Consider the following 1,095-nt stretch of genomic DNA (forward strand, 5'->3'; position numbering starts at 1 on the left):
GCGCTGCAAATGGCCAGCCCGCCGAGGCGCCGGTGCTGGTGCTCAAGGGGGCGCCCGAGGTCATCCTGCCGCGCTGCAAATTCGCCGACCCGGACGCCGACCTCGAGCGGGCCGAGGCGGTGGTGCACGGCCTCGCCGAGCAGGGGCTGCGGGTGCTCGCCGTGGCGCAGCGCGGCTGGAAGCACGAGACCGACGACGACGACACCGACGCCGACGCCGTGGACGCCGCGGCGAAGAACCTCGAGTTGCTCGGCTACGTCGGGCTGGCCGACACCGCCCGGGCGTCGGCGCGCCCGCTGATCGAGGCGCTGGTGGACGCCGACCGCGACGTGGTGCTGATCACCGGCGACCACCCCGTGACGGCGCGCGCGATCGCCCGGCAGTTGGGCCTGCCCGAGGGCGCCAGGGTGGTCACCGGCGCCGAACTCGCCGGCCTCGACGAGGACGCCTGCGCCAAGCTGGTAGCCGACGTGCAGGTGTTCGCCCGTGTCAGCCCCGAGCAGAAGGTGCAGATCGTGGCCGCCCTGCAGCGCTGCGGCCGGGTGACGGCGATGGTCGGCGACGGCGCCAACGACGCCGCCGCCATCCGGATGGCCGACGTCGGTATCGGGGTGAGCGGTCGCGGTTCGTCGGCCGCGCGCGGCGCCGCCGACATCGTGTTGACCGACGAGGATCTGGGCGTATTGATGGACGCCCTGGTCGAGGGCCGCAGCATGTGGGCGATCGCGCGCGCCGTCACGGGGTGGTCGCCGGTGATCAGCACCACGTCGCGGTCGGCGTCCACCAGCGCCTCGATCAGCGGGCGCGCCGACGCCCGGGCGGTGTCGGCCAGCCCGACGTAGCCGAGCAACTCGAGGTTCTTCGCCGCGGCGTCCACGGCGTCGGCGTCGGTGTCGTCGTCGTCGGTCTCGTGCTTCCAGCCGCGCTGCGCCACGGCGAGCACCCGCAGCCCCTGCTCGGCGAGGCCGTGCACCACCGCCTCGGCCCGCTCGAGGTCGGCGTCCGGGTCGGCGAATTTGCAGCGCGGCAGGATGACCTCGGGCGCCCCCTTGAGCACCAGCACCGGCGCCTCGGCGGGCTGGCCATTTGCAGCGC

Annotated in this window: 1 protein-coding gene and 1 pseudogene; both read left to right on the forward strand. The window is 74.5% G+C overall.

The window, feature by feature from the left end:
• Positions 1 to 740 (forward strand): annotated as a pseudogene (locus tag A9W96_RS09835) (HAD-IC family P-type ATPase); the annotation flags it as partial.
• A 170-nt stretch (positions 741 to 910) separates the two neighbouring features.
• On the forward strand, positions 911 to 1,095 hold a 185-nt coding region (locus A9W96_RS33275; RefSeq protein WP_369830824.1), incomplete at its 3' end, for a hypothetical protein.

Origin of the sequence: Mycobacterium sp. 1245852.3 (assembly GCF_001669335.1) — a bacterium.
Lineage (GTDB): Bacteria > Actinomycetota > Actinomycetes > Mycobacteriales > Mycobacteriaceae > Mycobacterium > Mycobacterium europaeum_A.